At 63.2% G+C, this 418-nt stretch carries 1 protein-coding gene; it reads right to left on the bottom strand.

The features are described from left to right. The coding region (locus EN857_RS33365) for a Gfo/Idh/MocA family oxidoreductase (RefSeq protein ID WP_135897679.1) at positions 1-418 on the bottom strand (418 nt) is incomplete at both ends.

The following is a 418-nucleotide window of genomic DNA, read 5'->3' as shown; positions in this document are numbered from 1 at the left end:
GTCGTGATAACCTTCCTGGCGCGGCCCGGACCAGACGTCCTCCAGCGACACGGCGAGCACGCCGGAGGGAAAGCGCAGCGTCGACACCGTGATGCCGTCGGAATGCGCAAATCGTGTGCGCGGATCCTTGCGCGTCAGCGTGGTGATCTCGTCCGGATCGCCGAACAGGAAGCGCAGCACGTCGAGGTGGTGCACGCTCATATTGGCGAGCGTCAGCCGGTCGTATTCGGCAAGAAAGGTTTGCCAATGCGGGATCGCGTGCATGTCGATCTCGGCAAAGACGATCTCGCCAAGCGCGCCGCTGTCGATGATGTGCTTCAGAACGCGCATCGACTGGTCGTAGCGCATGTTCTGATTGACCGAGAGTATCTTGCCGGAGGCGGCCGCCTCGTCGCGCAGCCTCACCGCTTCCTCGACC

The sequence above is a fragment of the Mesorhizobium sp. M4B.F.Ca.ET.214.01.1.1 genome (assembly GCF_004791545.1).
Lineage (GTDB): Bacteria > Pseudomonadota > Alphaproteobacteria > Rhizobiales > Rhizobiaceae > Mesorhizobium > Mesorhizobium abyssinicae.
This window is presented reverse-complemented; position numbering and strand designations above follow the sequence as displayed.